This window comes from Streptomyces gilvosporeus, assembly GCF_002082195.1.
Taxonomy (GTDB): domain Bacteria; phylum Actinomycetota; class Actinomycetes; order Streptomycetales; family Streptomycetaceae; genus Streptomyces; species Streptomyces gilvosporeus.
In genome coordinates, this window is the sequence record NZ_CP020569.1 from 3,457,778 (window position 1) to 3,472,191 (window position 14,414).

Genomic DNA, 14,414 nt, shown 5'->3' on the forward strand with positions numbered 1-14,414 from the left:
CTTCCCGGCACAACGGCGTCTTTCCAGCCGTCCCGGGACCCTTGAGACTCGAACAAGGGCACGGACCGCGCCGGTTGCCCCGTTAGTGTGGTGGATCTGCCCGGTCCGCGCGGCACCACCGAGGCCCGGGTCTGCTGTCCCACACGGAAGGTTTTGCTGTGTACTGGTCCGCTTCGACGGCCGCCACCGCGCCACTGAAGGCCGCGACACCCGGCCAAGCCGCCTCCACCTCGCTCGACGAGGCCACCCAGAAGGCCACCAACGCCGCCGGCTGGGTGCAGGAGAACTGGGGAACGTGGGTCGAATCCGGCCTGAAGATGCTGCTGATCGTGGTGATCGCAGTGGTACTGCGGCATGTGATACGTCGCACCATCACCAAGCTCATCGAACGGATGAACCGCACCGCGGCCGCCGCCGAGGGCACCGCGCTCGCCGGGCTGCTGGTCAACGCCGAGCGCCGCCGTCAGCGCTCCGAGGCCATCGGTTCGGTGCTGCGCAGCGTCGCCTCGTTCGTGATCATGGGAACCGCCGCGTTGACGGTCCTGTCCGTCCTCCAGATCAACCTCGCACCGCTGCTCGCCAGCGCCGGTGTGGCCGGTGTCGCCATCGGTTTCGGCGCCCGGAACCTGGTCACCGACTTCCTCTCCGGCGTCTTCATGATCCTTGAGGACCAGTACGGCGTCGGCGACGAGATCGACGCGGGCGTGGCCACCGGTACGGTCATCGAGGTCGGCCTGCGGGTCACCAAGCTGCGCGGCCCCAACGGTGCCATCTGGTACATCCGCAACGGCGAGGTCAAGCGGATCGGCAACCTCAGCCAGGGCTGGTCCACGGCCGGGGTGGATGTGGTGATAGCCGCGGACCAGGACCTGCGGCGCGCCCGGGAGGTCATCACCGCGGCCGGCGAGGTGATGTCCAAGTCGGAGCCGTGGAACGAGCTGCTGTGGGAGCCGGTGCAGGTCCTGGGCCTGAGCGAGGTCCACCTGGACACCGTCACCCTCAGCGTCTCGGCCAAGACCATGCCCGGCAAGGCCGCCGGCGTGGAGCGCGAACTGCGCTGGCGCATCAAGCACGCCCTCGACGAGGCCGGCGTCCACCTCGCCCCGCGCCCGGCCCCCGAGGAGGAGGAAGAGGCGGCACCGGCCGACCCGACGGCCGCCATCGCCGCCCCGTCGGCGCTCAACAACCCCTCCTCGCCGCAGTCGACGGCCACCGATCCGCTGTCGAGCCCGGTGCTCGGAAAGTAGCCGGGAAGCAGTCGCGAAGGAGCCGAGAAACAGCCGTGAAGCGGGCGGGCCCCAGGAGGGCCCGCCCGCTCTGCGTTGATGTGATTCAGGTCACACGTCTGCCTGTCATACGTCGCCCTGCCCTGAACCGTGTCCGTGGTGTCGGCGCCGACACCACGCAACACCACACAACAAGGCAGTACGGCAGTACGAGAGCACGGCACTGCCGCTGCACGACAGCACGACAGCACGACAGCAACACATCGACGGACAAGGAGACTTCACGATGAAGTTCCGCAATCGCATGGCCACGGGGGCCGTCGCTTCGGTTCTGATGATCGGCGGCACGGTGGCCCTGACCGCCGCCACCCCCGCTTCCGCCGCACCCGCGGCTCGTATCACCAACGACCTCAGCTGCACCACCACGACCGACGGTCGCACCGGCACCGCCGACTGCACCAACAACACCAACCGCACCATCGCCTTCCGCGCCACCGTGGTCTGCGGCTGGTGGCCCGACCAGACGGGGCCGTGGAAGACCCTCAACCCCGGCGCCCGCGACACCTCCGACGCCACCTGCACCGGCGGTACGGGCGTGGGCAGCGTGAGCTGGGAAGAGGGCTGACCGAGCCCGGGTTTACAAGGCGCTGACGGTCCAACAGGGGCGCACCGGCCGGAGCCGGTGCGCCCCTCCGCATGCCGGGCGCGCGCCCGAACTCCCCCTGCACCACCCATTGACGAGCCCCTGACGTGCGCCCTACCTTCCTCATCACCGATTGGAAAGTTTCCTAACAGACGGGGGCTCTGTGATGGGCGCGGCGGGACACGGAGCGCAGGGGACGCCCGGGACACCGCGGGTGCTGCGCGCGATGAACGACCGGGCGGCGCTCGATCTGCTGGTCTCCCAGGGGCCGCTGACGCGGACCCAGATCGGCGAGCTGACCGGGCTGTCGAAGCCGACCGCCTCCCAGCTGCTGGCCCGGCTGGAGGCCGCCGGGCTGGTCCGGACGACCGGCAGCGTGACCGGGCGGCCGGGGCCGAATGCGCAGCTGTACGAGGTCGATCCGACGGCCGCGCGGGTGGCCGCGCTGGCCGTGGACCAGCTGGGCATCACCGCGGCCGTCGCCGATATCACCGGACAGGTGCTCGGTGAGGCGCGGGTCGGCACGGACGCGGTGGACGAGGGGCCGCCGCACCGCACGGCCCGCCTGGTGGCCTCGGCCGTGGACGGGGCGCTGGCCGAGGCCGGGCTGGGCCGGGAGCAGTTGCACGGGGCGGTGATCGGTACGCCGGGCGCGCTGGACCCGGGGACCGGGCGGCTGCGCTATGCGCCGCATCTGCCGGGCTGGCACTCGCGGGCCCTGAAGGAGCAGCTGGCGCAGGTGCTGGGCATGCCGATCGTGATCGAGAACGATGTGAATCTGGCGGCGGTGGCCGAGCAGCACGACGGCGCCGCACAGGACTTCGACGACTTCGTGCTGGTGTGGGTGGACGAAGGGGTCGGCGCCGCCATCGTGCTCGGCGGGCAGCTGCTGCGCGGCGCCACCGGGGGCGCGGGCGAGATCGGCTATATGCCGCTGCCCGGCGCTCCGCTGGCCCGCGGCGGCGACCGCAGCGCGGCGCGGCCGGACGCCGGCGGCGGCTTCCAGCGGCTGGTCGGCTCGCCCAGCGTCGTGGCGCTGGCGCACGAGTACGGCGCCCCCGGGGTCCGTACGGTCGCGGCGGCGCTGGCGCGCGAGGACGTACGGGCGGAGGTGGCGCGGCGGCTGGCCACCGGGCTGGCGGCGGTGGTCGCGGTGGTCGACCCCCGGCTGATGGTGCTCTCCGGCGAGGTTCCGCAGGCCGGCGGGGAGGAGCTGCGGGCGCTGGTCGAGGAGGAGTTCACCGGGCTCGCGCTGCCGCGGCCGGAACTGCGGATCAGCGATATCGAGGGAAATCCGATCCTTATCGGCGCGCTGCGGACGGCGCTCGCCGAGGCGCGTGATGCGGTTTTCGATACGGGGTGAGGGGCGTCCGTCATGCCATATGCGGTGAGGTCGTACGGAGTGAGGTCGTACACGCTGAAGTCGTGCGCCATCGGCCTGTGTGCTTTAGGGCTGCTTCTCTCCGGATGCGCCCGGCCGAGCATCGGCAGTGACCGCGACGACCCGACAAAGCCGGTCACGCTGACATTCTGGCACGGGTGGTCGCAGCCGGACGAGGTGAAGGCGATCGACGACAGCATTGCCCGGTTCGAGAAACTGCACCCCAATATCAGGGTGAAGACGGTCGCCGATGTCACCGACGAGACCGTGAACCAGGCGCTGCGGGCGGGCGGGGACGAGGCGCCGGATGTGGTCTCGTCGTTCACCACCAGCAATGTCGGGCAGTACTGTTCATCGGGAATGTGGGCGGATCTCGACCCCTTCATGAAGCGGACGGGCGTGGACAAGGCCAAGGTCTTCCCGAAATCCCTTCTCGCCTATACCCGTTACAAAGGTAAGCAGTGCGCGCTGCCGCTGCTCGCCGACGCCTACGGGCTGTACTACAACAAGGACGCCTTCAAGGAGGCCGGCATTCCCCGGCCGCCGCGGACGATGTCGGAGCTGAAACGGGACGCGGTCAAACTCACCCGGCGGACCCGGGACGGCTCGTACACCAGGGTGGGCTTCATGCCCGATTTCCGGCTCTACCAGAACAGTCCGGACCGGCTGTTCGCCCAGTGGGGACCGGCCTATTTCGACCGCCACGGCAAGGCGCAGCTGGCCGGGGATCCGCGCACCCGACAGTTCTTCGCCACCGCTCGCGGGCTGATCGCGGCGCAGGGCGGCTATGCGGCGCTGGAGAGGTTCCGCACCCGGTTCGGGGACGAGATGTCGTCGCAGAACGCCTTCTTGAAACAGCAGCTGGCGATGCATATGGACGGCGAATGGCGCGGACTGATGCTCAAACAGCACAAGGCGCCGTTCGCCTGGGGTGCCGCGCCGATGCCGGTCCCGGATGACCGGGCGGATACGTACGGCCGCGGATATCTGACGGGCACGGTCGCGGGGATCGCACACAGCAGCCGGCATCAGAATGCGGCATGGGAGCTGGTGAAGTTCCTGACCGTGGACACGGACCAGGTGGTGCGGTTCGCCAATGCCATCCATAACGTGCCCTCGACGCTCGCCGCGCTGAAGTCGCCCAGGCTGGACACCGATCCGGCATTCCGTACCTTCGTCCAAATCGCCGGGAATCCGCACAGCGCCGCGATTCCGCCGTCCGACAACGGCGCGCAGTACATCACCGCGCTCCAGGATTTCTCCTACGCCGTCGAGGCCGGAAAGGTCCCCGATCTGGACCGGGGCCTGCGCGACCTCGACGCAGGGATCGACGCCGACAATCTCCAGTCCGAGAACTGACAGTCCGAGAACTGAAGGAACGCACACCCAACGGACATCACGCCACGACATCCGACGGAACGACGGAGAACGCGATGGCTCATCTCCCGGCGGGCGCCCCCGCCCCCGCGCTGCGGCGTAAACGGCGCCGTGAGCGCCTGCGCACCCTCGGTTTTCTCTCCCCCTGGCTCATCGGCTTCTGCGCCTTCTTCGGCTATCCGCTGCTCGCCACCGTCTTCTTCTCCTTCCTGCACTACAACCAGATCGAGCCGCCGGTTTTCGTGGGCCTGCGGAACTGGACCTATGTGCTGACCCAGATGCCGCTGTTCGGGCCCGCGCTGGGCAACACCCTGTGGCTGGTCGTGGTGATGGTCGCGCTGCGGGTCGTCTTCGGGCTGGGCATCGGGATGCTGGTCACCAAGATCAAGACGGGCGCCGGGTTCTTCCGTACGGCGTTCTATCTGCCCTATCTGGCGCCCCCGGTGGCGGCGACCGTCGCCTTCGTCTTCCTCCTCAACCCCGGCACCGGGCCCGTCAACGAGGTCCTCGGCGCGCTCGGCATCCCGGCGCCCTCGTGGTTCAACGACCCCCACTGGGCGAAACCGTCCCTGGTCCTGCTGTCGCTGTGGGGCATCGGCGATCTGATGGTGATCTTCATGGCGGCGCTGCTGGACGTGCCGAAGGAGCAGTACGAGGCGGCGGAGCTGGACGGGGCGGGCGCCTGGGGGAGGTTCCGGTACGTCACCTGGCCGTCGATCACGCCGATCGTGCTCTTCGCGGTGATCACCGGCGTCGTCCAGACCATGCAGTACTACACACAGGCGCTGGTCGCCGGGAAGCTCGCCTCCGGGGTCACCATCGGGCCGGGCAGCGTCATCCAGCCCGGCTATCCGGACCACTCGACGCTGACCGTGCCGCAGCTCGTCTACTCCCTCGGCTTCCAGAACTTCAACACCGGTGCGGCCTGCGCGCTCTCGCTGGTGCTCTTCGTGCTCGCCATGGCCGCCACCAGCCTGCTGATGCGCGGGCGCGCGGGCCTGCTTCCGGCGGAGGACTGATCCGGTATGACCACCACGACCCTGAACCCGCCCGGCGCGCCGTCCCGTGTGCCCGCCCCCGCCTCCGGTCCGGCGGCGCGCGCCCGGCGCCGGCGGATACTGCACTGGATCGCCGTCCACACCCTGGCCGTCGCGGCCGCGCTCTTCTTCGTGCTGCCCTTCGTGTTCGTCTTTCTGACGTCCGTGATGGGCGACGACCAGGCGATGAGCGGCGCGCTGTGGCCGACCGCATGGCACTGGTCCCAGTACGTCACGGTCTTCCGTACGCCCGGCTTCCTGGACTGGTGGAAGAACTCCCTGCTGTACGCGGGGCTGGGCACCCTCCTCACGGTGTGCTCGGCGGTCCCGGTGGCGTACGCCCTGGCCCGCTTCCGTTTCCGCGGCCGCCGGACGGCGATGGTCCTGGTCATCTCGACGATGATGCTGCCGCCGCAGGTGATCGTCATCCCGATGTATCTGGTCTGGGCCCAGCAGCTGCATCTCGCCGGGACGCTGTGGCCGCTGATCATCCCGATGGCCTTCGGCGACGCCTACTCCATCTTCCTGTTGCGGCAGTTCCTGCTCACCATCCCGCGCGAGTACATCGAATCCGCCGCCGTGGACGGCTGCGGTGAACTGCGCACCCTGCTGCGCATCATCGTCCCGATGGCCCGGCCCGGCATCGCCGCCGTCGCCCTCTTCCAGTTCTTCTTCTGCTGGAACGACTACTTCGGCCCGCAGATCTACGCCGCACAGAACCCGGCGTCCTGGACGCTGTCCTACGGCCTGGAGTCCTTCAAGAGCGCCCACAGCGTCGACTGGAACCTCACCATGGCCGCGACGCTGCTGGTCATGGCGCCGGTCATGCTCGTCTTCTTCTTCGCACAGAGGGCCTTCGTCGAAGGCGTCACGCTCACCGGAGTGAAGGGCTGATCCCCGCATATGAAGCACATCAGGCTCGCCGTGGTCGGCGGCGGCTCGACCTACACCCCCGAACTCATCGACGGTTTCGCGCGGTTGCGCGAGGCGCTCCCGCTGGACGAACTCGTCCTGATCGATCCGGCCGCCGACCGGTTGGAGCTGGTGGGCGGGCTGGCGCGGCGCATCTTCGCCCGACAGGGCCATCCGGGCCGGATCTCGTGGACCGACGATCTCGACGCGGGGGTGGACGGGGCCGATGCCGTCCTGCTCCAGCTCCGCGTCGGCGGGCAGGCCGCCCGCAACCAGGACGAGACCTGGCCGCTGGAGTGCGGCTGCGTCGGCCAGGAGACCACCGGTGCGGGCGGACTGGCCAAGGCGCTGCGGACCGTGCCCGTCGTCCTCGACATCGCCGAGCGGGTACGGCGTCGCAGTCCCGGCGCCTGGATCGTCGACTTCACCAACCCCGTCGGCATCGTGACGCGCGCCCTGCTGATGCACGGCCACAAGGCGGTCGGCCTGTGCAATGTCGCGATCGGCTTCCAGCGGAAGTTCGCCGCGCTGCTGGGGGTGCCCCCGCAGGACGTCGAGCTGGACCACGTCGGGCTCAACCACCTCACCTGGGAGCGGGCGGTTCGCCTCAACGGCGAGGACGTCCTGCCCGCGCTGCTGGCCGAGCACGGCGACGCGGTGGCCGACGATCTGCGGATGCCCCGCTCGCTGCTGGACCGCCTCGGCGTCGTCCCCTCGTACTATCTGCGCTACTACTACCAACACGACGCGGTGGTACGGGAGTTCCGCGGCAAACCCTCCCGCGCGGCGGAGGTCGCGGCCCTCGAGGAGCGACTGCTGGGCATGTACGGCGATCCCGCCCTGGACGAGAAGCCCGAGCTGCTGGACAAGCGCGGCGGGGCGTACTACTCCGAGGCGGCGGTGGCGCTGACCGCGGCCCTGCTGGGCGGCACCGGCGAGCGCCAGATCGTCAATACCGTCAACCATGGTGCGCTTCCCTTCCTTCCCGACGATGCGGTGATCGAAGTGCCGGCGGTGGTGGGCGCGGACGGCCCCGAGGTGCTGCCCGTACGCCCCCTGGAGCCCCTCCACGCGGGCCTGATCGCCCATGTCACCGCCTATGAACAACTGGCCCTGGAGGCCGCGCTGAAGGGCGGCCGGGACCGGGTCTTCGGCGCGCTCCTGGCCCATCCCCTCATCGGCCAGAGCGACTACGCCGACCGGCTCACCGACCAGCTGATCGCGCACAACCGGGAGCATCTGTCGTGGGCCTGACCGGTACGGCGCTCGCCATCGACGCGGGCAACAGCAAGACGGACGTGGCGCTGGTGACCACCGACGGCAGGCTGCTGGGAACCGCCCGCGGCGGGCCCTTCTCGCCACAGGTGGTCGGCGCCGGCCCGGCGGTGGACGTCCTGGCGCCGCTGATCGCCGCCGTCCTGGCACAGGCCGGGACGGCGGGCCCCGTCGGCCACCTCGCCGCCTATCTCGCCAACGCCGACCTCCCCGCCGAAGAGGCCGCACTGACGGCGGAGATCTCCGGGCGCGGCTGGGCGCGCTCGGTGACCGTCGCCAACGACACCTTCGCGCTGCTCCGGGCCGGTCTGCCGGACGACGGCGAACGGACCGGGGTCGCGGTGGTGTGCGGCGCCGGCATCAACTGCGCCGGCCTGGGCCCGGACGGCACCACCGCCCGCTTCCCCTCGGTCGGACGGATCTCCGGCGACTGGGGCGGCGGTGCGTATCTCGCCGACGAGGCGCTGTGGCATGCGGCCCGCGCCGAGGACGGCCGCGGCGAACCGACCGCGCTGGCCCGTACGTTGCCCGCCCACTTCGGGTTGACCACCATGCGGGAGCTGATCGAGGCCCTCCACCTGCGCGCCGTCCCCGAAAGCCGACGCCATGAACTCACCCCCGTTCTCTTCGGCGTGGCCGCCGCCGGCGACCCCGTCGCCCGCGGCATCGTGGCCCGGCAGGCCGAGGAGGTCGTCCTCCTGGCCACCGTCGCCCTGGACCGCCTCGGTCTCCTCGGCGAGCCCACCCCCGTCATCCTCGGCGGCGGCGTCCTGGCCGCCCGTCACCCCCTCCTCCACGACCGCATCGCCCGCCTCCTCGCCGAACGCGCCCCCAAGGCCGTGCCCGTGGTGGTCACCGCCCCGCCGGTCCTGGGCGCGGCGCTGTCCGCGCTGGACCGGGCGGGCGCGAAGGCGACGGCGTACGAGCGGGTGCGGAGCGCCTGGGAATGACCGCGCCCCACGTCCTTCGCTACCTCACCCCTCCCCCAGGCCCCGTCCCGTGACCTGGCCCATGTCCCGTCCCATCACCCGGCCCCAGCCCACCTGCACGCTGTGCCCCCGGAACGTCTCGATGCGGTCGCCCGGGGCTACCACGATGTCGGGGGCGGTGGTGGGGCCGTGATTGCGCTCGGTGATGACGGTGACATGACGGTCGGTGTCGTTGATGACGAGGGTGGGGCTGCCGTCCGGCGGGTGGGCGATCGGGTAGTGGCCTTCGGGGTCGATATAGGTGCTGGTGCCGATGGTGAGGAATCCGCTGGCCGGCCGGGTGTGGCCGGGCGCGGCGGCGCCGAGGGTGGTGGCGGCGGCCAGGGGTTTGAGGAGTTGGGTGACGCAACGCATGAGGAACCTCCGGGGTGCCGGGCGCGGGCCGAGCCGCGCCGGTCACTGACGTGCCGAATCAACTTCGTGACTGAGCGTAGTGAGTTCGAAGAGAGTTTCGGTAGCGGCGCGCGGGAGCGAAGCGAGGGGCGCGCGGAGCACGAAACGCGCCCTGACCGGCCCGGCCGGGGCGTCCTTCAACCACCCGGGTCAGTCGTCCAGCGGCAGCGCGAGATCGCGCACATGCCCGGCGAGCAGCACGACCGCCGCGTCCACCGCGGCCTGCGGGTCCCGGTCGCGGATGGCGTCGGCGAGGCGCGAGTGGGGGTCGGCGGGGGCCGCGGTGGCGGTGTCGAGGCAGGCGGCGCGCCGGAGTTCCTCGCGCAGGGCGGCGCTGAGCGAGCGGTAGATGTCGGCGAGCACGGGGTTGGCCCCGGCCTCGGCGACGAGGATGTGGAAGTCGGCGTCGGCGGCGGTGAAGGCATCCACGTCCTGCGCGGCCAGGGCGGCCTTGCGGCGGGCCAGCGCGGCTTCGATGTCGGCGAGCTGGGCGTCCGTACGGTGCTTCGCGGCCTGGCGGGCGGCGACGATGTCCAGGCCCTGACGGATCTGGGTGACATGGGTGAGTTCGGCCCGCTCCAGCCGGCGGCGCAGCGCGACCGCGCTGTCGTCGTCGGAGATCACGAACGTCCCGTCGCCCTGCCGGGGTTCGAGGAGCCCGGAGTGGACGAGGGAACGGACCGCCTCGCGGACGGACGCGCGGCTGACGCCCAGCGCTTCGGAGAGCGCGCTCTCGGGCGGGATGCGACTGCCCACCGGCCAGACGCCGGTGACGATCTGGTCGCGGATCTCGTCGGTCGCCGTCTCCACCAGCGACACCCTGCCCTTGCGGACCGCTTGCACGTGATCACTCTCCGGTCGTCCGGGGCGGGCGGGTGTGTCGACATCTCGTGTCTCTCCGGCCCCGGTCCGGCGCAGGGCCCTCGGGAGCAACTCTAGTGCGGCCCCCGGCGCCGGAGGAGGCCCGAGACGGACCCACCGCATCGGCCCCGCACCACCCCGCCCCGGAACCGGCGGCACCCCCGCGACGTCGGGCTCAAAGACCGGGGCAATGATGGGGGCAATCGCGGTGTGGCTGTCAGTGGGTGAGGACATACTGCTGCCCGTGCACCCGTTCCCGTGAGCGTTCTCGCCGGCGCTTCACGCGAGGGCGGGCCGTGGACGACGGAGGGGGAGGTTCGGTGTCGGCAGAGATGTCCGTGCAGGTGTCCGCGTCGCCGGGCGGCGGTTCGGCGCCCGCGCCCCGGCGCCGTACGGCATGGGCCGACGGACTCGACGAGCTGCGCGCCGCCGCGGTCACCGAACCGGGCAGGCTGCGGATGATCGGTGCCGTACTCGCCCTGCTGGTGCTGGTTTTCGGCACGGCCACGGCCTGGCAGGTGGCCGACCGGGCGGCGGCCGCGGACGATGTGGTCGGGCGCAGCCAGCCGCTGAGCGCGGATGCGGCGCGTATCTACCGCTCGCTGGCGGATGCCGACACGACGGCCGCCGGCGGGTTCCTGGCGGGCGGGGAGGAGAGCCGGGCGACCCGCGAGCGCTATGACCACGACCTTGCCACGGCGGCCCGACTGCTGGTCCGGGCCTCGGCCGGCACCCCGGAGTCCGACCGGGCCGGGCAGCAGATCGCCCGGCTCAACAGCGCGCTGCCGCAGTATGCGGGCCTGATCGAGACGGCACGGACGGACAACCGGCAGGGGCTGCCCCTGGGGGGCGCCTATCTGCGGTACGCCAACGGCCAAATGCGCGGGGAACTCCTCCCCGCCGCCCGGGCCTTGTACGACGCGGAGAACGACCGGCTGGCGGCGGACTACGACGCGGCGAAGACCTGGCCGTGGGGCGCGCTGGTGGCCGGGGCGGCGGCGCTCGGGGCGCTGGCCTGGGCCCAGCGGCGCCATTACCGCCGGACGAACCGGGTGTTCAACCGCGGTCTGGTGGCGGCGACGGCGGCCACGCTGACCGTACTGGTGTGGCTGGCGGCGGGGCACGCCCTGGCGCGGTCGGGGCTGAGCGCGTCGTACGACCGGGGGGCGCGGTCGCTGCGGGTGCTCAACGAGGCGCGGATCGACGCCCTCCAGGCGCGCGGGGACGAGAATCTGACGCTGGTGGCCCGAGGAGCGGTGCTGACCCCCGATCAGAAGGACTTCTACGAGGTCGGCTTCCGCAAGGGCATGACGGACCTGGCGGGCCCCGGTACGCGGGGCGCGGCCTCGTCCGGCAGCCGGCTGGGGACGGCGCTGGCGCTGGCGGACGACGAGGCGGGGCGGCGTCCGGTGCGCGAGGCGCTGGCGCGGATACGGCAGTGGCAGGCGCGGCACGCCCAGGCGCGGGCGGCCGACGACAAGGGCGACTACCAGCAGGCGCTGGCAAGGGTGATCGGCGACGACCGGCCGACGCGGGAGTCGTTCGACCGCGTCGATACCGCGCTGGGGCAGGCGTTGGCGCATGAGCAGCAGGAGTTCCGGTCGGCGGCGGACGGCGGGCGGGCGGCGCTCGGCGGGCTGGCGGTGGGAGCCGGGGTGCTGGCGGTGCTGGGGGCGGTGGGTGCCGTGCTGGGTATCGCGCGCAGACTGTCGGAGTACCGGTGAGGGGCAGGGGCCCGGTGAGGGGGACATGAAGCGGGTGATGAGGGCATGACGAGGCGCTCGCGAGCCTTGGTGAATCTGCGCGCCGCACTGGCGCCGGTGGCGGCCGGGGTGGGTGTGATGGCGGCGGCCGCGGCGGTGCTGGTGCCCGCGCTGGGCACCGATGCCCCCGCCGGAAGTCCGTACCGCCACCAGGCGCCGTCGGCCGTCCATGGGACGGCGCCGGCGCTGCCCTCCGCCGCGCACTGCACACCGGCGACCGCGGCGCAGAGCCTGCGGCCCTCGGCCGCGGACGGCCCGGCGGTGCAGCGGATCAAGGCGAAGGGCCAACTGGTCGTGGGCGTCGACCAGAACACCTACCGGTGGGGCTACCGCGATCCCGGCACCGGCAGGCTGGAGGGCTTCGACATCGATCTGGCGCGGGCGATAGCCCAGGACATCCTGGGGCCCAACGCCAAGGTCGTCTTCCAGACGATCCCGACCAACCAGCGGATCCCGGCGCTCCAGAAGCGCACGGTCGACATGGTGGTCCGGACGATGACGATCAACTGCGTGCGCAAGGAGAAGGTGGCGTTCTCGACCGCGTACTTCCAGGGCGGCCAGCAGGTGCTGGCGCCCAAGAAGTCGGCGGTGAAGGCGTTCGACGACTCGCTGCGCGGCAAACGGGTGTGCACGGCGGCGGGTTCGACGGGCGAGTCGGCGCTGTCCGGGCGGCCGCACGGCGCGAAGGTGCTGACGGTGCCCAGTCAGCTCGACTGCCTGGTGCGGATCCAGCTGGGGCAGGCGGATGCGGTGGTGACGGACAATGCACTGGCGGCGGCACAGGCGGCGCAGGATCCGACGGTGGAGCTCAAGGGCAAGCCGTTCACCGACGAGCCCTACGGCGTGGCGATGAACAAGGCGGACACCGATCTGGTGCGGCGCGTCAACAAGGTGCTCGACGACTACCGGCGCGGTGGTGCCGACAGCGCCTGGATGCGCGCGTACCGCATCTGGCTGCGCGCCGATCTGCCCGGAATATCGGGGCCGCCGGTGCCCGAGTACAGCGACTGAAGCGCGCGGACGGGCCGCACACAGAGCGACCGCACGGCCCCCCGGACGGCGACCGCACGCCGTCCGGACGGCGCACGGAGCAATCGTTGCCGCCAGTATGGGAAGGGAGGGGATGGCGGGAGCAGTTCACCGAGCCACCCAGGCGCGCCAACCGCAGCGCGCCGTACGCGTATTGGAGAGGTGATCGATGGGGGTCCCTGGGCCCTGCCCCGGTTCCGCGGGGCGGCATCTCACCCCGGCGCCCGGCCGGGAGGAGGCCGACCGCGCCCTGGCACGGCTCGGCGCCGAGTACGAGGCGATAGAGACATCGCTGCTCGCGTTGCAGGACCACGCGGGCCGCCGTCTCCTGGAGGGCGCCGATCTGTCGGGCACCACCAAGGAGCGCTGGGCCGAGGCCGAACGGTCCATCGCGGTCCTGTGGGCGTGTTTCGACACCTACACCGCCGCGTTGACGGCGGCCCGCGAGCTGCGGGCGCGGCGCCGCTGGCCGTCCCCCGACGATCTGGCGGAGCTGTCGGAGCTGCTGTACGGCACGGGGCTCACGGTGGACGACGCGGCCTCGCGGACCGAAACGGCCGGTGCGGCAGGACCTGACGCCGCGGCGGAGCGCTTCAGCCTGGAGGAGCTCGTCGAGCGGATCAACGGCCTCTACGCCCGGTCGCTCGATGTGATCGTCGCCGCCGACGCGGTGTGGTCCGCGCTGCCGGCCCGGATAGACCTGCTGTCGGCCGAGCTTCAGCGGACGCGTTCGCTGGCGCACTCCGTGGGCGTACGCCCCGGTGAGCATCCGGCGGGCGACGACCTGGAGCGGATCACGGACGAACTGTCCCGGCTGCGCGCGCAGGTGATCGCCGATCCGCTGGCGTTCTGGGTGTCGTCCTCGACGGGGAGTTCGGCTCCCGGTGGCGGCCGGCCCGACACCGTGCGCTACGACCGTGCGGCGCGCGCCCTGGAGGACGTACGGCGGGAGATCGAGGCGGTGCTGGACGTCCGGCAGGACGCCGAGCGGCGCCTGATGCAGCTGCGCGATGTGCTCTCCCGGGCCGATCGCACGCTGACCGAGGCGCGGCAGGCGCGCGGCGAGGTGCTGGCGAAGATCGCCGCTTCCGAGGTGCCGGCGGTCAGCGGCCCCTCGACGGCGCTGTACGAGCAGTTGGTGGCGGCCGCGGAGTACCGCCGCCGGGCTCAGTGGCACCGGCTGTCGCCGCTGCTGGAGAGCCTGGAAGAGCGCGCCGAGGAGGAACTCCACCGCGCCCGCGAATCGTTGACCGCAGTGACGGCCCCGCTGGCCGTACGGGCCGAGCTGCGCGGCCGGCTCGACGCGTACAAGGCCGAGCTCGCGCGCCACGGCCTGGCCGGGGACCCGCTGCTGCTGGAGCGGTACGACACGGCCCGCCGGATGCTGTGGAGCGCGCCGTGCGATCTGCGGGCGGCCGAGCAGGCGGTGTGGCGCTACCAGCGGGCGGCGGCCGAGGCGCTGGCGCCGGAGCAGGAGGAGCACGGGGGGAACGAGTGGGAGCACGAGGGGGATACGTGACGGACGGCG

General features: G+C 71.8%; 13 protein-coding genes. 11 read left to right on the plus strand and 2 right to left on the minus strand.

The genetic code is table 11. From position 1 onward, the window contains the following. Window positions 1-158: 158 nt before the first annotated feature. The 8 genes from B1H19_RS15240 (at window position 159) to B1H19_RS15275 (ending at window position 8,801) form a co-directional block, all read left to right on the plus strand. Window positions 159-1,247, plus strand: a complete 1,089-nt coding sequence (locus B1H19_RS15240; protein ID WP_083105262.1) for a mechanosensitive ion channel family protein — start codon at window positions 159-161, stop codon at window positions 1,245-1,247. A gap of 265 nt (window positions 1,248-1,512) precedes the next feature. Further along, window positions 1,513-1,851 carry a hypothetical protein gene (locus tag B1H19_RS15245; protein WP_083105263.1) on the plus strand — a complete coding sequence of 113 codons (339 nt, stop codon included), beginning with the start codon at window positions 1,513-1,515 and terminating at the stop codon, window positions 1,849-1,851. Between the two features lie 244 nt (window positions 1,852-2,095). Then, window positions 2,096-3,232 (plus strand): ROK family transcriptional regulator, encoded by a 1,137-nt coding sequence (locus tag B1H19_RS15250; protein ID WP_083109657.1) that lies wholly within the window; start codon window positions 2,096-2,098, stop codon window positions 3,230-3,232. A gap of 39 nt (window positions 3,233-3,271) precedes the next feature. Beyond that, window positions 3,272-4,609 carry an ABC transporter substrate-binding protein gene (locus B1H19_RS15255; protein ID WP_237289310.1) on the plus strand — a complete coding sequence of 446 codons (1,338 nt, stop codon included), beginning with the start codon at window positions 3,272-3,274 and terminating at the stop codon, window positions 4,607-4,609. Window positions 4,610-4,683: 74 nt separating this feature from the next. Beyond that, window positions 4,684-5,646, plus strand: a complete 963-nt coding sequence (locus B1H19_RS15260; protein WP_083105265.1) for a carbohydrate ABC transporter permease — start codon at window positions 4,684-4,686, stop codon at window positions 5,644-5,646. Between the two features lie 6 nt (window positions 5,647-5,652). Beyond that, window positions 5,653-6,558, plus strand: a complete 906-nt coding sequence (locus tag B1H19_RS15265) for a carbohydrate ABC transporter permease (protein WP_083105266.1) — start codon at window positions 5,653-5,655, stop codon at window positions 6,556-6,558. A gap of 18 nt (window positions 6,559-6,576) precedes the next feature. After that, window positions 6,577-7,830 (plus strand): 6-phospho-beta-glucosidase, encoded by a 1,254-nt coding sequence (locus tag B1H19_RS15270; protein ID WP_083109658.1) that lies wholly within the window; start codon window positions 6,577-6,579, stop codon window positions 7,828-7,830. Beyond that, window positions 7,821-8,801 carry an N-acetylglucosamine kinase gene (locus tag B1H19_RS15275; protein ID WP_083105267.1) on the plus strand — a complete coding sequence of 327 codons (981 nt, stop codon included), beginning with the start codon at window positions 7,821-7,823 and terminating at the stop codon, window positions 8,799-8,801. Before B1H19_RS15270 ends, B1H19_RS15275 begins: the two co-directional genes overlap by 10 nt. A gap of 24 nt (window positions 8,802-8,825) precedes the next feature. On the opposite strand, the gene B1H19_RS15280 is transcribed toward B1H19_RS15275, so the two are convergent. Further along, window positions 8,826-9,194, minus strand: a complete 369-nt coding sequence (locus B1H19_RS15280) for a hypothetical protein (protein WP_203237164.1) — start codon at window positions 9,192-9,194, stop codon at window positions 8,826-8,828. 189 nt (window positions 9,195-9,383) lie between these two features. Beyond that, on the minus strand, window positions 9,384-10,076 hold the full coding sequence (locus tag B1H19_RS15285) for a FadR/GntR family transcriptional regulator (protein WP_083105268.1): 693 nt from the start codon (window positions 10,074-10,076) through the stop codon (window positions 9,384-9,386). Window positions 10,077-10,426: 350 nt separating this feature from the next. Here B1H19_RS15285 and B1H19_RS15290 point away from each other — a divergent pair, with 350 nt between their 5' ends. The 3 genes from B1H19_RS15290 to B1H19_RS15300 all read left to right on the plus strand — a co-directional run bounded on the left by B1H19_RS15290 (window position 10,427) and on the right by B1H19_RS15300 (window position 14,405). Beyond that, complete coding sequence (locus B1H19_RS15290; protein ID WP_083105269.1) at window positions 10,427-11,818, plus strand: hypothetical protein; 1,392 nt, start codon at window positions 10,427-10,429, stop codon at window positions 11,816-11,818. Between the two features lie 45 nt (window positions 11,819-11,863). Next, the gene (locus B1H19_RS15295; RefSeq protein ID WP_083105270.1) at window positions 11,864-12,868 is read left to right on the plus strand and encodes a glutamate ABC transporter substrate-binding protein; all 1,005 of its coding nucleotides are present in this window, start codon (window positions 11,864-11,866) and stop codon (window positions 12,866-12,868) included. A 187-nt stretch (window positions 12,869-13,055) separates the two neighbouring features. Further along, a complete protein-coding gene (locus B1H19_RS15300; protein ID WP_083105271.1) occupies window positions 13,056-14,405 on the plus strand; it encodes a hypothetical protein in 1,350 nt (449 codons plus the stop codon). Window positions 14,406-14,414 lie beyond the last annotated feature (9 nt).

Coding starts and splice junctions, on each gene's coding strand:
- B1H19_RS15245 (WP_083105263.1), top strand. CDS start 1,513: ATGAAGTTCCGCAATCGCATGGCCACGGGGGCCGTCGCTTCGGTTCTG.
- B1H19_RS15250 (WP_083109657.1), top strand. CDS start 2,096: ATGAACGACCGGGCGGCGCTCGATCTGCTGGTCTCCCAGGGGCCGCTG.
- B1H19_RS15260 (WP_083105265.1), top strand. CDS start 4,684: ATGGCTCATCTCCCGGCGGGCGCCCCCGCCCCCGCGCTGCGGCGTAAA.
- B1H19_RS15265 (WP_083105266.1), top strand. CDS start 5,653: ATGACCACCACGACCCTGAACCCGCCCGGCGCGCCGTCCCGTGTGCCC.
- B1H19_RS15280 (WP_203237164.1), bottom strand. CDS start 9,194: ATGCGTTGCGTCACCCAACTCCTCAAACCCCTGGCCGCCGCCACCACC.
- B1H19_RS15290 (WP_083105269.1), top strand. CDS start 10,427: ATGTCCGTGCAGGTGTCCGCGTCGCCGGGCGGCGGTTCGGCGCCCGCG.
- B1H19_RS15295 (WP_083105270.1), top strand. CDS start 11,864: ATGACGAGGCGCTCGCGAGCCTTGGTGAATCTGCGCGCCGCACTGGCG.
- B1H19_RS15300 (WP_083105271.1), top strand. CDS start 13,056: ATGGGGGTCCCTGGGCCCTGCCCCGGTTCCGCGGGGCGGCATCTCACC.